Genomic DNA, 16,625 nt, shown 5'->3' with positions numbered 1-16,625 from the left:
ATGATGCTTCACGTCTGGTCGGGTGTGACGGATTTCAGAGCCCGCCGCAAGATACGGTCGAGCTCACCCAGGAAACGCGAGCGATCCTGTGGCGCAAAGCTGGCATTGTAGCCCTTGCTCTCGCCGGTTTCGCGCAGATGCTGCTTCAAATCGCGCATTGCAACCGCCATGCCGATGGTCTCCGGCGTGAACGGCCGGCCGGTTGGCCCAAGCACATGCGCGCCGAGCGCCACGGTGCGAGCGGCAAGCGGGATGTCGGCGGTGATCACGATGTCGTTGGGTTTTGCGTTCTCGACGATCCAATCGTCAGCGGCATCGGCGCTTTTAGAGACGACGACGTTGCGAATCATCGGATCGCGCGACGGACGCAGCCCGCCATTGGAGACGTAGGTGACGACCACGCCATGGCGCTCGGCGACCTTCTCGACCTCGGCTTTCACCGGGCAGGCGTCGGCGTCGACGTAGATGGCGGGTGCCGGCATTATCTCTCCAAAACGGACATGGGGCCGGCATGTTACCCGGCCCCATGCCAGAAATCTCGTACCGTCAGGCCGGCAGCGCGCCCGACTTCTTCGCCGTCCAGGTGGCTATGTAATCCATCAGGCCGGGATTGAGACAGTCATAGGGCTCGAGGCCCATCGACTTCAACTGGCCGCGGATGCCGTCCATGCGCTTGGGGTCGACACCGGATTCGATGATCGACGAAACGAAAGCGGTGAAGCCCGGCGGTGACCAGCCGTCTTCCTGGAAGCGCTCGGGATGGATGAAGGACAGACCCTTGAACGGATGGTCGCGCTCGACCGGTCCGTGCATATGGACACCGCAGCCGGTGCAGGCGTGACGCTGGATAAGTGCCGAGGGGTCGACCACTTTCAGCTTGTCGCCGTTTTCGGTGACTGTGACATCGCCGGTGCCGGCTACGGCCACGACCGAGAACACCGCGCCGTCTGGCTTCCAGCATTTGGTGCAGCCACAGGCATGGTTGTGGGCGATCTGGCCCTTGACCTTCACCTTCACCGGCTTGCTGGTGCAGGCACAGACCAGCGTGCCGCCGGCAAAGCTTGCGCTTTCCTTCGGCAGGCCATTGTCGATTTTCGGATGCAGTTTCTCAGGCATTATCTTCCTCCCTTGTTGAACCCATGCAACTACAGTCGCTGGCCCTTCGGTCGGCGGCTTCTTCTCCTCAATAAACGACGACGCTCCTGATCGACTTGCCCTCATGCATAAGGTCGAAGCCCTTGTTGATGTCTTCCAGCTTCAGCAAATGGGTGATCATCGGGTCGATCTGGATCTTGCCGTCCATGTACCAGTCGACGATTTTTGGCACGTCGGTGCGGCCGCGTGCGCCGCCGAAGGCGGTGCCCATCCAGGTGCGGCCGGTGACCAGCTGGAACGGCCGGGTCGAAATCTCCTGGCCGGCGCCGGCCACGCCGATGACGACCGACTTGCCCCAGCCGCGATGCGAGGCTTCCAGCGCCTGGCGCATCACCTTGGTGTTGCCAGTGCAGTCGAATGTGTAGTCGGCGCCGCCGATCTGGTCGGCGCCGCGCTTGGTCAAGTTGACGAGGTGAGGAACGATGTCGCCGTCGATCTCCTTCGGATTGACGAAATGCGTCATGCCGAAGCGCTCGCCCCATGCCTTCTTGTCGTTGTTGAGGTCGACACCGATGATCATGTCAGCGCCGGCGAGCTTCAGGCCCTGGATGACGTTGAGGCCGATGCCACCGAGACCAAAGACGACAGCAGTCGCGCCTTGCTCGACCTTCGCGGTGTTGATGACCGCGCCGATGCCGGTGGTGACGCCGCAACCAATGTAGCAGATTTTGTCGAAGGGCGCGTCCGGGTTGACCTTGGCGACGGCGATCTCGGGCAAAACGGTGAAATTGGAGAAGGTCGAGCAGCCCATATAGTGGAAGATCTTGTCCTTGCCGATCGAGAAGCGCGAGGAGCCATCGGGCATCAAGCCTTGGCCCTGCGTGGCGCGGATGGCGGTGCACAAATTGGTCTTGCGCGACAGGCAGGATGGGCACTGCCGGCATTCCGGCGTGTAGAGCGGGATGACGTGGTCGCCCTTCTTGACCGAGGTGACGCCCTTGCCGACATCGACGACAACGCCAGCGCCTTCATGGCCGAGGATTGCCGGAAACAGGCCTTCGGGATCGGCGCCCGACAGGGTGAACTCGTCGGTGTGGCAGATGCCGGTCGCCTTGATCTCGACCAGCACCTCGCCTTCGCGCGGTCCGTCGAGGTCGACCTCCATGATTTCCAACGGCTTTCCGGCGGCGACAGCGACAGCGGCGCGGGTTTTCATTAGGCAATTCCTCCCAAGGCGATTGGTCTTCAGGCTTTCAGGGTTTTTATACTGTTTCAACCCGATTTGGCGACCAAATATGGCGCAAATCTTGGCCCAGTCGTCGGCGAGCCCAACCTTCGCCCCTCGGCACGGCCCTGGCGGGCAGGGAGTGTCTTGATGGGTGCGCTGCCGGCGGTGCTTGAGCCCGGCTGCCGAAGCCCATAAGAAGGACGAAAGACCGAGGAAACGCCTTCGATGTTCACGAAAATCCTGATCGCCAATCGCGGCGAGATTGCTTGCCGCGTCATCAAGACGGCGCGCAGGATGGGGATTGCCACCGTAGCGGTGTATTCCGACGCCGATCGCGACGCCGTGCACGTCGAAATGGCCGACGAAGCCGTGCATATCGGGCCATCGCCTGCCGCGCAAAGCTATCTTCTGCCTGAAAAGATCATCGCTGCCTGCAAGGAGACGGGCGCGCAGGCCGTGCATCCCGGCTACGGTTTTCTGTCGGAGCGGGCCGCCTTCTGCGAAGCGCTTGAGGCTGAGGGCATTGTCTTCATCGGTCCGAAACCCAAGGCTATCAAGGCGATGGGCGACAAGATCGAATCGAAGAAGTTCGCCAAGGCCGCTGAGGTGTCGACGGTTCCCGGCTGGCTTGGTGTCATCGAAAATGCCGACCATGCCGAAAAGATCGCCGGCGAGATCGGTTATCCCGTGATGATCAAGGCCTCGGCCGGCGGCGGCGGTAAAGGCATGCGCATTGCCTGGAGCCAGTCGGAAGTGCGCGACGGCTTCGACCGGGCGCGCTCGGAGGCGAAAAGCTCGTTCGGCGACGACCGAGTCTTCATCGAAAAGTTCGTCGTCGATCCGCGTCATATCGAAATCCAGGTGCTGGCCGACGCGCATGGCACCGCCCTCTATCTCGGCGAGCGCGAATGCTCGATCCAGCGCCGGAACCAGAAGGTTGCGGAAGAGGCGCCGTCGCCATTCCTCGATGCCAGGACGCGCAAGGCCATGGGCGAGCAGGCCGTGGCGCTGGCCAAGGCGGTCGACTACCAGAGCGCCGGCACCGTCGAGTTCATCGTCGATGCTGAAAAGAACTTCTATTTCCTTGAAATGAATACACGATTGCAGGTCGAGCATCCGGTGACGGAGCTTGTTACCGGCATCGACCTGGTCGAGCAGATGATCCGTGTCGCCGCCGGCGAGAAGCTGGCGATCGAGCAGAGCGACGTCAAGCTGAACGGCTGGGCGGTGGAAAGCCGGCTCTATGCCGAGGATCCCTATCGCAATTTCCTGCCCTCGATCGGCCGGTTGACGCGCTACCGGCCGCCGGAGGAGGGCAAGTTCGGCGATGTCTTCATCCGCAACGACACCGGCGTCACCGAAGGCTCCGAGATTTCGATGTTCTATGATCCGATGGTGGCAAAACTCTGCACCTGGGCGCCCACGCGTATCGAGGCCATCGATGCCATGTCGGAAGCGCTGGACAGTTTCGTCGTCGACGGCATCGAGCACAACATCCCGTTCCTGGCGGCGCTGATGCAGCATCCGCGCTGGCGCGAGGGGCGGATATCGACGGGCTTCATCGCCGAGGAATATCCTGACGGCTTCGCGCCGATCGTGCCCAATGGCGATGAAAAGGCAGTGCTGGCGGCGATCGCCACCGCGGTCGAGCTTCTGCGCCGCGATCGGCTTGACCGGCTGGGCGGGCGGCTGGCGCCGCATTCGGGCGCACTCAAGCGCGATTGGGTGGTGAAGCTCGGCGACGACTATCTCCAGGCTTCGATCATCGAGGGCATGATCTCCATTCCGATGGAAATCGATCTGTCGGTCGATGGCGGCAAAGCGCTGACCGTGGCGTCCGACTGGCGGCCGGGCGACCTCATCTGGCGCGGCACTGTCGGTGCCCGCAAGGTCACGGCGCAGATCAGGCCGGCGCCGAACGGCCTGCGCATTGCCTGGAAAGGCATGTCGGTGACGGCGCGCGCCATGCTGCCGCGCACGGCGGAGCTGGAAAGGCTGATGCCGGAGAAGGTGGCGCCGGACACGTCCAAGATGCTGCTTTGCCCGATGCCGGGCCTGGTCGTGTCGATCGCGGTTGCCGAGGGGCAGGAGGTCAAGGCCGGCGAGACGCTGGCCGTGGTCGAGGCGATGAAGATGGAAAACGTGCTGCGCGCCGACCGCGATCTTGTCGTGTCGAAGCTCAACGCCAAGCCGGGTGACAGCCTGGCTGTCGATGCGGTGATCATGGAGTTCGCCTAGAGATTGTTTGGAAATTCTACTCCGGCGGCCATCTGAAGGTGGTTTCTGCGCTTCCCGTGCTCACGGACCAATGGCCGCTGCGCTCCGGTTCTCGAAACCACCATCATATGACTCGCCAGAGCGAATTTCGAACAATCTCTGAGCCGTGCGGCTGGGTACGGAAGCCTGTGGTCGGTGGTCATTTGTGCTGGACTGGCATCGCCCGGTCCGGGACAATACATCTCCATCGACTCAAAGCCCTTCGAGCAATTTGAAACATCATGGCGGATGACAAACTTCCACGCGATCCCCTGAGGCGCGAAGCAGCGCTCGCTGCTGCGCGCCCGGAGGCGCCGGCGCGGCCGTTCATCCATCTGCGCGTGCATTCGGCGTATTCGCTGCTCGAGGGCGCCTTGCAGGTCGCCGCCGTTGTCGGTCATGCAGTCAAGGACGAGTGCCCGGCAATCGCAGTCACCGACACAAACAATCTGTTCGGCGCGCTGGAATTTGCCCAGAAGGCGGTGAAGGAAGGCATCCAGCCGATTATCGGTTGCCAGATCGATCTCGCCTTTTCCGGCGAGACCAGCGACGCGCAGCGCGACCGCCGCCGCCATGGTCCGGAGATGCACGCCGTGGTGCTGCTCGCCGCCACCGAGGCCGGCTACAGCAACCTCGTCAGGCTGGTCAGCCAGGTCTATCTGGAGACGCCGCCGGGCGAGCCCGTGCATCTGACGTCAGCAATGCTGGAAGGCCATAGCGATGGCCTGATCTGCCTCAGCGGCGGGCCGCGCGGCCCGATCGGCCGGGCGCTGAAGGAGGATCGCCGAGATCTTGCCGAGACGCGGCTTCTGGCACTCAAGGCGCTGTTCGGCGACCGGCTCTATGTCGAGCTGGACCGTGTTTCCGGTTATGACCGCGCTATCGAGAAATCATCGGTCGACCTTGCCTATATCCATGATCTGCCGCTGGTCGCCACGAATGAGGCGTTCTTCGCCGCCCGCGACGACTATGACGCGCATGATGCTCTGATCGCCATTGCCGAGGGTTCGGTGGTTGCCGCCGACAACCGTCGCCGGCTGACTTCGGACAATTTCCTGCGCAGCCAGGCGGATATGGCGCGGCTGTTCGCCGACCTGCCGGAAGCGATCGACAACACCGTCGAGATCGCGCTGCGCTGTTCCTATTATCCCAAGACCCGCAATCCGATCCTGCCACGCTTTACCGGCGGCGATGTCGCCGACAATGAGGTGGCGCTGAAAGCGGAGGCCGATGAGCTACGCCGGCAGGCGCATGAGGGGCTGGAGGCGCGGCTGGCTGCGCATGGGCCCACTTCCGGCTACACGGTCGAACAATACCGCGAGCGGCTCGATTTCGAACTCTCCATCATCGAGAAGATGAAGTTTCCCGGCTATTTCCTGATCGTCGCCGACTTCATCAAATGGGCCAAGGCGCAAGGCATTCCGGTCGGGCCGGGCCGTGGTTCGGGCGCCGGATCGCTGGTCGCTTATTCCACGACCATCACCGACATCGATCCGCTGCGCTTCTCGCTGCTGTTCGAGCGCTTCCTCAACCCCGACCGCGTGTCGATGCCCGACTTCGACATCGACTTCTGCCAGGACCGGCGCGAAGAGGTCATCCGCTACGTCCAGCAGAAATATGGCCGCGACCAGGTTGGGCAGATCATCACCTTCGGTACGCTGCAGGCGCGCGCGGTGCTGCGCGACGTCGGCCGCGTGCTGCAAATGCCTTACGGCCAAGTCGACAAGCTCTCCAAAATGGTGCCGCAGAACCCCGCCAATCCGGTCAAGCTGGCGGATGCCATCGCCAACGAGCCGCGCTTTGCCGAGGAGGCCGAGAAGGAGCCGATCGTGCAGACGCTGCTCGATATGGCGCAAAAGCTGGAAGGGCTCTACCGCCACGCTTCGACGCACGCCGCCGGCATCGTCATCGGCGACCGGCCCTTGTCGGAACTGGTGCCGATGTACCGCGATCCGCGCTCCGACATGCCGGTCACCCAGTTCAACATGAAATATGTCGAGCAGGCCGGGCTGGTAAAATTCGACTTCCTCGGCCTGAAGACGCTGACGGTGCTGGAGACGGCGGTGAAGCTGATCCGCCGGCGCGGCATCGAGATCGACCTGGCGACGATCCCGCTCGACGATCCTGAAACCTACGCCATGCTGTCGCGCGGCGAAGTGGTCGGTGTGTTCCAGGTGGAAAGTGCCGGCATGCGCAAGGCGCTGATCGGCATGCGGCCCGACTGCATCGAGGACATCATCGCGCTGGTTGCGCTCTACCGTCCCGGCCCGATGGAGAACATCCCGACCTACAATGCCAGAAAACATGGCGAGGAGGAGATGGCCTCGATCCATCCCAAGATCGACCATCTGGTGAAGGAGACGCAAGGCGTCATCGTCTACCAGGAACAGGTGATGCAGATCGCGCAGGAACTGTCGGGCTATTCGCTCGGCGAAGCCGATCTGCTGCGTCGCGCGATGGGCAAGAAGATCCGCGCCGAAATGGACAAGCAGCGCGAGCGTTTCGTCACCGGTGCGGTCGAACGCGGCGTCGGCAAGCCGCAGGCCGACTTCATCTTCGACCTTCTGGCCAAGTTCGCCGACTACGGCTTCAACAAATCGCACGCGGCCGCCTACGCCGTCGTGTCCTACCAGACCGCCTATCTCAAGGCGCATTACCCCGTCGAGTTCCTGGCGGCGTCGATGACGCTCGACATGGGCAATACCGACAAACTCGCCGATTTCCGCCAGGATGCGCTGCGTCTCGGCATCGAGGTGGTGGCGCCGTCGGTGATGACCAGCTTCCGCAATTTCGAGGTCGGCGAGAACCGCATTTACTATTCGCTGGCGGCCCTCAAGGGCGTCGGCGACGCTGCGGTCGAGCACATCGTCGCCATGCGCGGCGAAAAGCCGTTCAAGAATCTCGCCGATTTCTGTGAAAGGGTCGATCCCAAGATCGTCGGCAAGCGCGTCTTCGAAAGCCTGATCATGGCCGGCGCGCTCGACTGCTTCGGCCACGACCGCGCCCAGATGATGGCCGGCGTCGAACGGATGATGGGGCTGGCTTCGCTGGCGCAGCAGAATGCCATTTCGGGCCAGCACGACATTTTCGGCGCGTCGCTCGGCGCGCAGCAGCAGGCGCTCAATTTGCCGCAGACCGATCCGTGGCTTGCCGCCGACCGGCTGCACCGTGAATTCCAGGTCGTCGGCTTCTATCTTTCGGCGCATCCGCTCGACGAGTACAAGGCGGCCCTGCAGAAGATGCGCGTGCAGAACTGGGGCGAGTTCTCGGCTGCGGTCAAACGCGGTGCCGCCGCGGGCCGGCTCGCCGGCACCGTCACCACCAAGCAGGAGCGCAAGACCCGAACCGGCAACAAGATGGGCGTCATCGCCTTTTCCGACACATCTGGCCAATATGAAGCCGTGCTGTTTTCGGAAGGGTTGGCGCAGTATCGCGATCTGCTCGAGCCCGGACGTTCGGTGGTGATCACCGTTTCGGCCGAGGATAGGCCCGAAGGGGTCAATCTGCGCATCCAGACGGTGCAGTCGCTGGAGGATGAGGCCAGCCGTATCCAGAAGGCGCTGCGCATCTTCGTTCGAAATGACGGGCCTGCGTCGGCGATTCAATCGCAGCTTACCCAGCGTGGGGAAAGTCAGGTAAGCATTATCGTCATCAAAGAAGAGGCGCAGGGCGAGATCGAGATCGAATTGCCCAACCGCTACCGCATCTCGCCGCAGATCGCGTCGGCCATGCGCGCGGTGCCGGGGGTGGTCGAAGTCGAGCTCGTCTAGGCTGCCCTGATATACACGGCAGTCGCATCGACGTCGGCCAGTGCATGACGGCCTAAGAATGCTCTGGGCCTGACATTGCAGCCGATAGGGCCAGCGTGCGGGGCGTGGTTGAACTGACCTTCCTTTGAACCACATGCGTTGAGCAGAAACTTCACAGGAACGCACAATCATGCCCAGCCGCGAACGCGTCGAAGCCTTCCTCAAGGAGGTGGTCGAAGGCAGCCACGTCAAGGCGATCGCCGACTTCTACCATGACGATGCCACCATGCAGGAAAATCTCGGCGTCCCGCGGCGCGGCAAGGAAACACTGATGGCGCATGAGCAGGCAGCACTCGACCGGATCGAGAAGATGCACACCCATCCTGTCCAGACATTCCTGGTCGATGGCGACAATGTCGCCATCCGCTGGACCTTCGACCGTGTCGACAAGGCCGGCACCGTGCGCCGGCTGGAAGAGGTGGCCCTGCAGCGCTGGCGTGGTGACCGGATTGCGGAGGAGCGGTTCGTCTACGACACCGCCTCGGCCTGGCGCCTCGTCGGGCCGGACGGCAAGGTGGTGGAGGGCTGACGATCACCGGGCCCACTAGATCATGATGAGATTCGGTTGAAATCTCATCATGATCTAACCCTTTGTTGGAACGGGATCTTTTCCAAAAACCGGCACCCACTTTTTGGGATCATGCTCTAGACGGCCCCGCCTGGGACCGTTACGCACTTGGTGATGAAAGCAGCCGAGAAGGACGGATCGCAGCAAAGCTCTGCCATCGCGCGGCTGCGTGACAGGCTGCGCAAGCTCTATCACGGACGCACGCCGGCGGCGTTCCGGTTTCAACTGGTGGCGGTCATCATCGACCTCGCCATCATCGCCTTCTTCGTTGCCACGCCGGTGCTCCAGGACAAGCCGTCATTCCTGTGGCTCGACTATACCGTCGCGGCGCTGGTCGCCGCCGACCTGATTGCCCGACTGTTAGCCTCCAACGACATGTTGCGGCTGATGAAACAGCCGACATCCTGGGTCGATGTCTTCATCCTTTTGACGCTGCTGATGCCGACGGCGCTGGCAAATCTGGCGTTCCTGCGCATCCTGCGGCTGTGGTCGCTGTCGCGCAGCGGGTCGCTGTGGCGGCATTTCGAGATGCGTGGCTTAAGGCCTTGGCGCGAGGCGAGCCACGCGGTCATCAACCTGTTGACGTTCCTGTTCGTCATCACCGGCTTCGTCTACACCTTCTTCTTCCGCACCGGCGCCGGCCTCGAAAACTACATTGATGCGCTTTATTTCACCGTCGCCACGGTGACGACGACCGGTTTCGGCGACATCGTGCTGCCGGGGATCGCCGGCAAGCTGACCGCGATCGCCACCATGATCATCGGCATCTCGCTGTTCGTCAGACTGGCGACCGCGATTTTTCGACCCGCCAAGGTGTTCTTTCCCTGTCCGCAGTGCGGACTGCAACGGCATGAGCCGGACGCCGTGCACTGCAAGGCCTGCGGGCATCTCCTCAACATACCGGATGAGGGGAATTGACCGACCGCTACGAGGCCGCGACCTCGGCCGGCTTTGGCGCCTTGCGCTGCAGGTTGAGCAGGTTGCCCATCAGGATCAGCAGGGCGCCGCCGGCTGTAAAGATGTCGATCTGTTCGCTGTAGAGCAGCCAGCCGATCAGCGCCGACAGTGGCACGCGCAGGAAATCCATCGGTGAAACCACCGTAGCGTCGGCATAGGTGAGGGCACGCGCCATGCAGAAATGCGACGACATGCCGGTGAAGGCAATCAGCAGGATCCATGGCCAGAGTTCGAGCGGTGGGTTGCGCCATTCATAAAGCGCCGGGATCAGGCCGACCACCGACTGGATGATCAGCATCCAGAAGATGATGCGCACGACGCTGTCGGTGCGTGTCAGCGACTTGACCATGACCACCGAAATGCCGAAGCAGACAGCGGCGCCGAGCACGATCAGGTGCCCCGGATCGACGGCGCCAACGCCGGGCCGCACGATGATCACCACGCCGATCAGCCCCAGCGCGATCGCCGCCAGCTTGGGTCGGGAGAGCCTTTCGCCGAGGAAGGCCACCGCCAGCAGGGCCGTCCAGATCGGCGTCGTGAATTCGATCGAAATCAGCACGGCCAGCGGGATCAGTGTCAATGCGTAAAGCCATGCCGCCTGGCCGGTATAGTGGATGACATTGCGGGCGAGATGGGCGACGGGGCGCTGCGTGCGCATCGCCGCAAAGCCGCCGCTCACAATCACCAGCGGCAGCAGGATGAAAAAGCCGATCACCGAGCGCAGTTCCAGCACCTGGAACACGTTGAGCTCCGCGGTCGTGGCGCGGCCGGCGACCGACATCGCCAGGAACGAGGCGATCGACAGCGCCATCCAGAACGCGGCTTTGGGGATCGATGGGGAAGGTGCCATAGGCGCTATGTCGCAAGCCGGGACTTCTATCGCAACCGTTAGGCGACGCATTCGACTGGGCCAGACCCGTTGCAAAACAGCCATGCTGGAAGTGGAACCTGACGCAACGGCAGGCGTTGGTTCCCGGTATTGGCCAATTGCTGGACGCATCGTTTCTTCAACATCAACGGGGGAGAGATTCCGATGAAATCATTCGCGCGGTTTCTGCTAGCCGGCTGCCTGCTAACTGCAAGCGCCACGGCCGATGCCGACGAGGCGAATTTTCTCAGCTCCTTGCAAGGGAATTTCTCCGGCAATGGGACAGTCAAGGTCACCACCGACGCACCGACGGTGAATGTGTCCTGCACCTTCAATTCCGACGCGACCTCGAGTTCATTGTCGCTTGACGGCAATTGCCGTGGTCTTGTCGTGGTGACGCGCGCCATCAGCGCCAATCTGAAGGCCCGCGGGGCGAAGTATACTGGCGTCTATGTCGGGTCGCGCACCGGGCCGGCACAGCTCGCCGGCAGCCGCTCCGGCAACGCGATCAGTCTCGGCATTCGCTGGGCGGCGGAGGTCAATGGCGATCGCAAGGCGCGGTTGACGGTCGAGAAAACCAGCGGCGACGGAATGCGGTTGACCGTTACCGACGTCGATCCGAAAACCGGCAACAACGTGGTGACGAGCCGCATCGATCTCAAGCGTATCTAAGCCGTCTCACCCCTCGATCGGCTCCGGCGGGTTGGCGTTGCGGCCTTTGCCGAAGGTGTAGCCGGTTTCCACCGCCTTCTTGCCGAACTTGTCGCGCAGCGTATCGATGGCGCTTTCGGCCATGGCGCGCTTGCGCGAGCCGACGTCGACGAGATCGGGCGGATCGGCTTTCTCGTCATCCGATAGATCGCTGACACCGATGCCGAGCAGCCGGTACTTTGTCCCGTCCGCCTCCTTGCGCAAAAGCTCGAGCCCGGTCTGGAAAATACGGTCGGCCAGCCTTGTCGGGTCGCCGAGCTGGCGGTTGCGGGTGCGCAGCTTGAAATCCTGCGTCTTCAGCTTCAGCACCACGGTGCGCCCGGCAATGCCTGACTTCTTCAGCCGCGCCGAGACCTTTTCCGACAATCCCCTCAGCACTGGAACCAGTTCGCCCATTTCAGCTATGTCGGTGTCGAAAGTGGTTTCGGCCGACACACTTTTCGCATCCTGGTCGGGATCGACACGGCGGTCGTCCTGGCCGCGCGAGAGATGGTAGAGCCGGGTGCCCATCACGCCATAGCGGCGCATAAGATCGGCGCGCTCCATGCGCTGCAACTGGGCGATGCTGCGGATGCCGTCGCGTTCGAGCGTTGCGGCAAAAGCCTTGCCGACGCCCCAGATCAACGTCACCGGCTGTTCGGCCAGGAAACCCAGCGCCTCGGCTTCGCCGATCACCGAAAAGCCGCGCGGCTTGCGGAAATCGGAGGCAACCTTGGCCAGGAACTTGCAGTAGGAAAGGCCGGCCGAAACGGTGATGCCGATTTCCTTTTCGACGGTCTGCGCAAAGCGTGCCAGCACCACTGCCGGCGGCATGCCGTGCAGGCGCTCGGTGCCGGCGAGGTCGAGAAACGCCTCGTCGATGGAGAGCGGTTCGACCAGCGGCGTCAGCGCCTGCATCAGCGCGCGGACCTCGCGGCCGACGCGGACGTATTTCTCCATATTGGGCGGGATGACAACCGCTTCCGGACAGGCTTCGAGCGCCTTGAACATCGGCATTGCCGAGCGCACCCCCTTGATGCGGGCGATGTAGCAGGCGGTGGAGACGACGCCGCGCTTGCCGCCGCCGATGATCAGCGGCTTGTCCTTCAGCGCCGGATTGTCGCGCTTTTCGATCGCCGCATAGAAGGCGTCGCAATCGATATGCGCCAGATGCAGCTGGTAGAGCTCGGGATGGCGGGTGAGTCGAGGGCTGCCGCAACGCTCACAGCGCCTGGTATCGCTGCGCTGAAAGGTCAGGCAGTCGCGGCAAAAACCGTGCTCGGGATTGTTGACAGGGGCCGCCATCGCTGCGAACATAAAGAGAACAGATGCAATGGTACGTCAGGACGGAAGCCGCCACAAGCGGTTAGCCGGGAGATAACTCATGAGCACGACCATAGCGCCGCTGGCGCCCGACCTGTGGGCGGATTTCGAGGATCTTTTCGGCAAGCAGGGCGCCTGTTACGGGTGCTGGTGCACGCATTTCCGGATGGCGCCGGCGGTCCGGCGGGCCAGCGACAAACAGCGCAACAAGGATCATATCAAGGCGCGCATCGAGGCAGGGCCGCCGCCGGGGCTTTTGGCTTTCGAGGACGGCATAGCGGTCGGCTGGATGCAGATCGGCCCGCGCGCCGACGTGCCCGAATGGAACAATCGGGGCAGGGGCTCGGCGCCGGTCGATCCAACCGACGCCGTAGATCCCGGCGTCTGGGCCATCTCCTGCTTCTTCATCCGCGCCAGCGCGCGCGGCCGGGGCGTCAGCCACCGCCTAGTCGAGGGCGGCATCGCTTTTGCCCGCCAGAACAAGGCGCGGCTGGTCGAGGCGTGTCCGATCGACGTGTCGCGCGATTCGCGTTCGATCGGGCTATTCGTCGGCTCGTCGCGTGTGTTCGAAAAGGCCGGCTTCGAGCGGCTCCTCGAACGCAAGGCCGGCCGGCCGCTGATGCGGCTTGTGCTGTAGTCTAATTACCCGTCGGCGTTTGTTGATGTCCTGTGGAAACTGTAGGTTGGTTTCATAGCAGACGAACGAAGCGTTCCTTTTTGGTCAAATGGAGAATTTTGTGAACCGTGTCTTGCCGCTTGCTTTCCTTCTCGCCCTCAGCGCTCCTGCCTTTGGCCAGGCTGTCGATGCCCAAGGTGCCAAGCAACTTTCCGATGAGCTCTCTCGCTATGTCGGCAAACAGGCGCTCAATGAAGGCATTTTGAAGATCTCAGCCGAGGAGGGTGCCTACAAGATCACCTTCGATGTGAAGGCGCTTGTGGCGAAGATGCCGAAGCAGGATCTGAAGCGGTTCGATTTCCCGCCCGTCACGCTGCGGGTCAAACCGCGCAGCGACGGAGGCTGGGATGTCGCCTCGGATTTCTCTACGACTGGGTCCATCGAGGTAAATGGCCCAAATGGCCTGAACACCGGGCAAATCGTTGTCAAGGATGGCAAGTTCACGGGCGTCTATGACCCGAAACTGGCGGCATTTACCAGTGGCACCAGTTCGATTGCGGGCATGACGATGACGTCGCGCCAAGTCAGTCAATTGACCAATTTGAGCGTGGGGCTGGGCTCTTCCAAATTTGACGCCAGCAAGTCGGCTAACGGCGGCGTCGATCTTAATTTCACACAGGCGATGGCGGACTTCGTCGAAACGGTCAAAATCGATGACCGGTCAATCGCAGCGCTCCGGGCACCGGAGCTCGCTGTGAACGTGACCGCTAAGGCCATTCAGACCAAGCCGCTTCTGGATCTTTTGGCGTTCGCCGTCGCCCATGAGGACGAGGCCCGGCTGAAGGCCGATCAAGCAGAGTTCAAAACGCTTCTGCTCGGTGCGCTGCCGCTATGGGAACGGATCGATGGGACCTACGCATTCAAAAACCTTGCCATTGAAACATATGCCGGCAATTTCGGCGCGGCGCAGCTGAACACCGTTGTCGGCATGGCCGGCATCACCAAGGACGGCAAGATCAGCTACGCATTCAAGGTTTCCGGCCTGACAATACCGCAGCAGATGCTGCCCAGTTGGACCGTTGCGTTGCTGCCGACGGATCTCGACCTGAATTTCGGCGGCGCCAACATCGATCTCGACAGTATGGCTCGGAAAACCATAGAAACCCTCGATTTCAGTAAGGATCCACCGCTTCCGGCAGATTTCGGCGATGAGATTTCCGCCGATTTCTTGGCCAAGACACCAAAGTTCGTGCTTGGACACAGCACGGTCAAGAATGGTGACATTGAGGTCGCCATGGAAGGCGAAATGACCTTCCCCGACAAGAAGCCCGATGCCAACGTGACGATCGACGTGACCGGCTACGACAAGATCGTGGCAAGCCTGCAGGAGGCGGCGAAGACGGACCCGCAGGCCTCGCAGGCTTTTACCGGCGCGCTGGCCATCAAGGGATTCGCCAAGACGCTGCCGGGCGGTCGTATCGAATGGGTGATCAACGCCAGGCACGACGGGTCGGTGACGGTCAACGGCGCCATGCTGAAGGGGCCTGATCCGGTCGTGGAAGACAACACCGATCAGGATGCGAGCCCTGGGACAGCAACGAAGCCCTGAGCGCTGGACTCAGAGGCGACTAACTCAGAGCCCGAGCGCGCTTGCGATCTTCGGCGCGGCCTCGTGCCAGTCCTCGACGGAGATGACGTCGTCCGGCACCGGCGGCAGGAAGGCGCGCAGCGAATTGTCGGCCATCAGGTGGAAGAGATGGGCGTCGGCAACCGAGTTGCGTGCCGAGATGAGGTTGGCGGGCTGGTCGTCGACAAAGACCACCGGCCGGCCCTTGCTACCACGCAACTTGGCCACCGCCGGTCCCTTGGCCATCTCGGTGGTCAACAGCGGATAGGGCAGCCCGAGCGCATCGAGATGAGCGCGGCGCGCCGCGCGATGCCGATGCGGCATGGCGGTCAAAAGGACGATCTCGGCGCGGTCGCCGAGGCTGGCAAGCGCTTGTTCGGCACCGTCGGTGACGCTCTGCCAGTCGGCCTGCGTATCGAAGAAATCTCCGAGAAGTGCCGTCACCTCCGGCTGTTCGATCAGCCGGCCGCTCGCCGTTTCGGCAATGTTGCCGGTGAGACGGAACGAGGCCAGCGTCAGGCCGAAGCCGCGCGATTTCAGGAAATGCGGAAACGGCCGGATGAATTCGAGCACGACATCGTCGACATCGAGGATCAGCAGAGGCCGGTCGTCGGCTGCAAGTTCGGCGATCTGGCGTGCCGTCTCGGGATCGTCGCTCATATCGAATGCTCATGGTCCTCGCCGCCAAGAGGCAGCGCGCGCAACGCCTTGCCGACTGAGGCAGGCGGGGTGCCGGTTTCCTCGGCAAAGCGCAGCAAGGTCGGCTCGTGGGCGAGGATGAACTGCAGCACGCCGGCAAGGAATCCCGGTTCGGCCGCGGCGCGGCGGATGGCGGACGCCTCGATGCCGGTGATGGCCAGGAAGCGCGGCAGGAGTTCGGGGTCGGCGGCGACGAAGCCCAGTGCCTTCACGGCAATGGTTTCCGCTTCCTCGCGCATTGACGCTGCGTTTGCCATCACTACTTTCTCGTTGCGGAAATGAGTCTCTTTTCCGCAGTAATCGCAAGCGTCGCCTGCGGCAAGCCACAGCCCCGATCCAATGTGGTTTTCGAGGTGGAATCCGAATGGCTTTTGCCGCTTCGGGTTTCCATTTCGTCAATCATATTGCCTTAAGAGTGAGCGAGGGTTTGGTGTGCTTCGACAAGGGCGCATAGCGGCAGGGCTTCGGGCAGAAGCCTGGCCGGGACGGGAAATCGATGCCTAAGAAGGTCATGATCGTCGAGGACAACGAGCTCAATATGAAGCTCTTTCGCGACCTCATCGAAGCCAGCGGTTATGAAACGGTGCGCACGCGCAACGGGCTCGAGGCGCTCGATCTGGCGCGCCAGCACAGGCCCGACCTGATCCTGATGGACATCCAGCTGCCCGAAGTGTCGGGGCTGGAAGTGACGAAATGGCTGAAGGAGGACGACGACCTCCATTCCATTCCGGTCATCGCCGTCACCGCCTTCGCCATGAAGGGCGACGAGGAACGCATTCGCCAGGGCGGTTGCGAGGCCTACATCTCCAAGCCGATCTCGGTGCCGCGTTTCATCGAGACCATCAAATCCTATCTCGGTGATGCCTGATGCCTTCAGCCGGAGCCTTGT

General features: G+C 62.4%; 15 protein-coding genes. 8 read left to right on the top strand and 7 right to left on the bottom strand.

Annotated features, from left to right (window positions below; genetic code table 11):
* Window positions 1-8 precede the first annotated feature (8 nt).
* The 3 genes from X756_RS151740 to X756_RS151750 form a co-directional block, all read right to left on the bottom strand.
* Window positions 9-482, bottom strand: a complete 474-nt coding sequence (locus X756_RS151740) for a YaiI/YqxD family protein (protein ID WP_023695438.1) — start codon at window positions 480-482, stop codon at window positions 9-11.
* A 64-nt stretch (window positions 483-546) separates the two neighbouring features.
* Complete coding sequence (gene gfa / locus X756_RS151745; RefSeq protein ID WP_023729860.1) at window positions 547-1,116, bottom strand: S-(hydroxymethyl)glutathione synthase; 570 nt, start codon at window positions 1,114-1,116, stop codon at window positions 547-549.
* Between the two features lie 67 nt (window positions 1,117-1,183).
* Complete coding sequence (locus X756_RS151750; RefSeq protein WP_023681583.1) at window positions 1,184-2,311, bottom strand: S-(hydroxymethyl)glutathione dehydrogenase/class III alcohol dehydrogenase; 1,128 nt, start codon at window positions 2,309-2,311, stop codon at window positions 1,184-1,186.
* Between the two features lie 237 nt (window positions 2,312-2,548).
* Here X756_RS151750 and X756_RS151755 point away from each other — a divergent pair, with 237 nt between their 5' ends.
* The 4 genes from X756_RS151755 to X756_RS151770 all read left to right on the top strand — a co-directional run bounded on the left by X756_RS151755 (window position 2,549) and on the right by X756_RS151770 (window position 9,874).
* A complete protein-coding gene (locus X756_RS151755) occupies window positions 2,549-4,561 on the top strand; it encodes an acetyl/propionyl/methylcrotonyl-CoA carboxylase subunit alpha (protein ID WP_023729859.1) in 2,013 nt (670 codons plus the stop codon).
* Window positions 4,562-4,821: 260 nt separating this feature from the next.
* A complete protein-coding gene (gene dnaE, locus X756_RS151760; protein WP_023729858.1) occupies window positions 4,822-8,349 on the top strand; it encodes a DNA polymerase III subunit alpha in 3,528 nt (1,175 codons plus the stop codon).
* Window positions 8,350-8,518: 169 nt separating this feature from the next.
* A complete protein-coding gene (locus X756_RS151765) occupies window positions 8,519-8,917 on the top strand; it encodes a nuclear transport factor 2 family protein (protein WP_023667583.1) in 399 nt (132 codons plus the stop codon).
* A 153-nt stretch (window positions 8,918-9,070) separates the two neighbouring features.
* Entirely contained in the window at window positions 9,071-9,874 is an 804-nt protein-coding gene (locus X756_RS151770; protein ID WP_023688306.1) for a potassium channel family protein, read from the top strand.
* Window positions 9,875-9,881: 7 nt separating this feature from the next.
* Here X756_RS151770 and X756_RS151775 read toward each other — a convergent pair whose 3' ends face one another.
* Window positions 9,882-10,763: a DMT family transporter gene (locus X756_RS151775; RefSeq protein WP_023729857.1), complete on the bottom strand. Its 882-nt coding sequence runs from the start codon at window positions 10,761-10,763 to the stop codon at window positions 9,882-9,884.
* Window positions 10,764-10,946: 183 nt separating this feature from the next.
* On the opposite strand from X756_RS151775, the gene X756_RS151780 reads away from it, so the two are divergent.
* On the top strand, window positions 10,947-11,453 hold the full coding sequence (locus tag X756_RS151780) for a hypothetical protein (protein WP_023729856.1): 507 nt from the start codon (window positions 10,947-10,949) through the stop codon (window positions 11,451-11,453).
* 6 nt (window positions 11,454-11,459) lie between these two features.
* On the opposite strand, the gene X756_RS151785 is transcribed toward X756_RS151780, so the two are convergent.
* Entirely contained in the window at window positions 11,460-12,788 is a 1,329-nt protein-coding gene (locus tag X756_RS151785) for a DNA polymerase IV (RefSeq protein ID WP_023729855.1), read from the bottom strand.
* A 67-nt stretch (window positions 12,789-12,855) separates the two neighbouring features.
* Between X756_RS151785 and X756_RS151790 the strand changes: the two genes are divergently transcribed.
* Window positions 12,856-13,431, top strand: coding sequence for a GNAT family N-acetyltransferase (locus tag X756_RS151790; RefSeq protein WP_023729854.1), 576 nt, complete (start codon window positions 12,856-12,858; stop codon window positions 13,429-13,431).
* A gap of 100 nt (window positions 13,432-13,531) precedes the next feature.
* Entirely contained in the window at window positions 13,532-15,019 is a 1,488-nt protein-coding gene (locus X756_RS151795) for a hypothetical protein (protein WP_023729853.1), read from the top strand.
* Between the two features lie 24 nt (window positions 15,020-15,043).
* Here the strand turns inward: X756_RS151795 and X756_RS151800 are convergent, their stop codons facing one another.
* Window positions 15,044-15,697 carry a hypothetical protein gene (locus tag X756_RS151800; protein WP_023710628.1) on the bottom strand — a complete coding sequence of 218 codons (654 nt, stop codon included), beginning with the start codon at window positions 15,695-15,697 and terminating at the stop codon, window positions 15,044-15,046.
* Window positions 15,694-15,993: a DUF3572 domain-containing protein gene (locus tag X756_RS151805; protein ID WP_023729852.1), complete on the bottom strand. Its 300-nt coding sequence runs from the start codon at window positions 15,991-15,993 to the stop codon at window positions 15,694-15,696. The genes X756_RS151800 and X756_RS151805 overlap by 4 nt, the downstream gene beginning before the upstream one ends.
* Before the next feature lie 239 nt (window positions 15,994-16,232).
* Here X756_RS151805 and X756_RS151810 point away from each other — a divergent pair, with 239 nt between their 5' ends.
* On the top strand, window positions 16,233-16,604 hold the full coding sequence (locus X756_RS151810) for a response regulator (protein WP_023667574.1): 372 nt from the start codon (window positions 16,233-16,235) through the stop codon (window positions 16,602-16,604).
* The last annotated feature ends 21 nt before the right edge of the window (window positions 16,605-16,625 follow it).

This window comes from Mesorhizobium sp. LNJC405B00, from assembly GCF_000502615.1.
In the GTDB taxonomy this organism is placed as follows: domain Bacteria; phylum Pseudomonadota; class Alphaproteobacteria; order Rhizobiales; family Rhizobiaceae; genus Mesorhizobium.
The sequence above is the reverse complement of the archived record's forward strand: the minus strand, read 5'-3'. Positions and strand labels throughout refer to the sequence as shown.

Excerpts from the sequence above, each read along its gene's own strand:
- X756_RS151740 (WP_023695438.1), bottom strand. The coding sequence starts at position 482 with ATGCCGGCACCCGCCATCTACGTCGACGCCGACGCCTGCCCGGTGAAA.
- gfa (WP_023729860.1), bottom strand. The coding sequence starts at position 1,116 with ATGCCTGAGAAACTGCATCCGAAAATCGACAATGGCCTGCCGAAGGAA.
- X756_RS151750 (WP_023681583.1), bottom strand. The coding sequence starts at position 2,311 with ATGAAAACCCGCGCCGCTGTCGCTGTCGCCGCCGGAAAGCCGTTGGAA.
- X756_RS151755 (WP_023729859.1), top strand. The coding sequence starts at position 2,549 with ATGTTCACGAAAATCCTGATCGCCAATCGCGGCGAGATTGCTTGCCGC.
- dnaE (WP_023729858.1), top strand. The coding sequence starts at position 4,822 with ATGGCGGATGACAAACTTCCACGCGATCCCCTGAGGCGCGAAGCAGCG.
- X756_RS151765 (WP_023667583.1), top strand. The coding sequence starts at position 8,519 with ATGCCCAGCCGCGAACGCGTCGAAGCCTTCCTCAAGGAGGTGGTCGAA.
- X756_RS151770 (WP_023688306.1), top strand. The coding sequence starts at position 9,071 with ATGAAAGCAGCCGAGAAGGACGGATCGCAGCAAAGCTCTGCCATCGCG.
- X756_RS151775 (WP_023729857.1), bottom strand. The coding sequence starts at position 10,763 with ATGGCACCTTCCCCATCGATCCCCAAAGCCGCGTTCTGGATGGCGCTG.
- X756_RS151780 (WP_023729856.1), top strand. The coding sequence starts at position 10,947 with ATGAAATCATTCGCGCGGTTTCTGCTAGCCGGCTGCCTGCTAACTGCA.
- X756_RS151785 (WP_023729855.1), bottom strand. The coding sequence starts at position 12,788 with ATGTTCGCAGCGATGGCGGCCCCTGTCAACAATCCCGAGCACGGTTTT.
- X756_RS151790 (WP_023729854.1), top strand. The coding sequence starts at position 12,856 with ATGAGCACGACCATAGCGCCGCTGGCGCCCGACCTGTGGGCGGATTTC.
- X756_RS151800 (WP_023710628.1), bottom strand. The coding sequence starts at position 15,697 with ATGAGCGACGATCCCGAGACGGCACGCCAGATCGCCGAACTTGCAGCC.
- X756_RS151805 (WP_023729852.1), bottom strand. The coding sequence starts at position 15,993 with ATGGCAAACGCAGCGTCAATGCGCGAGGAAGCGGAAACCATTGCCGTG.
- X756_RS151810 (WP_023667574.1), top strand. The coding sequence starts at position 16,233 with ATGCCTAAGAAGGTCATGATCGTCGAGGACAACGAGCTCAATATGAAG.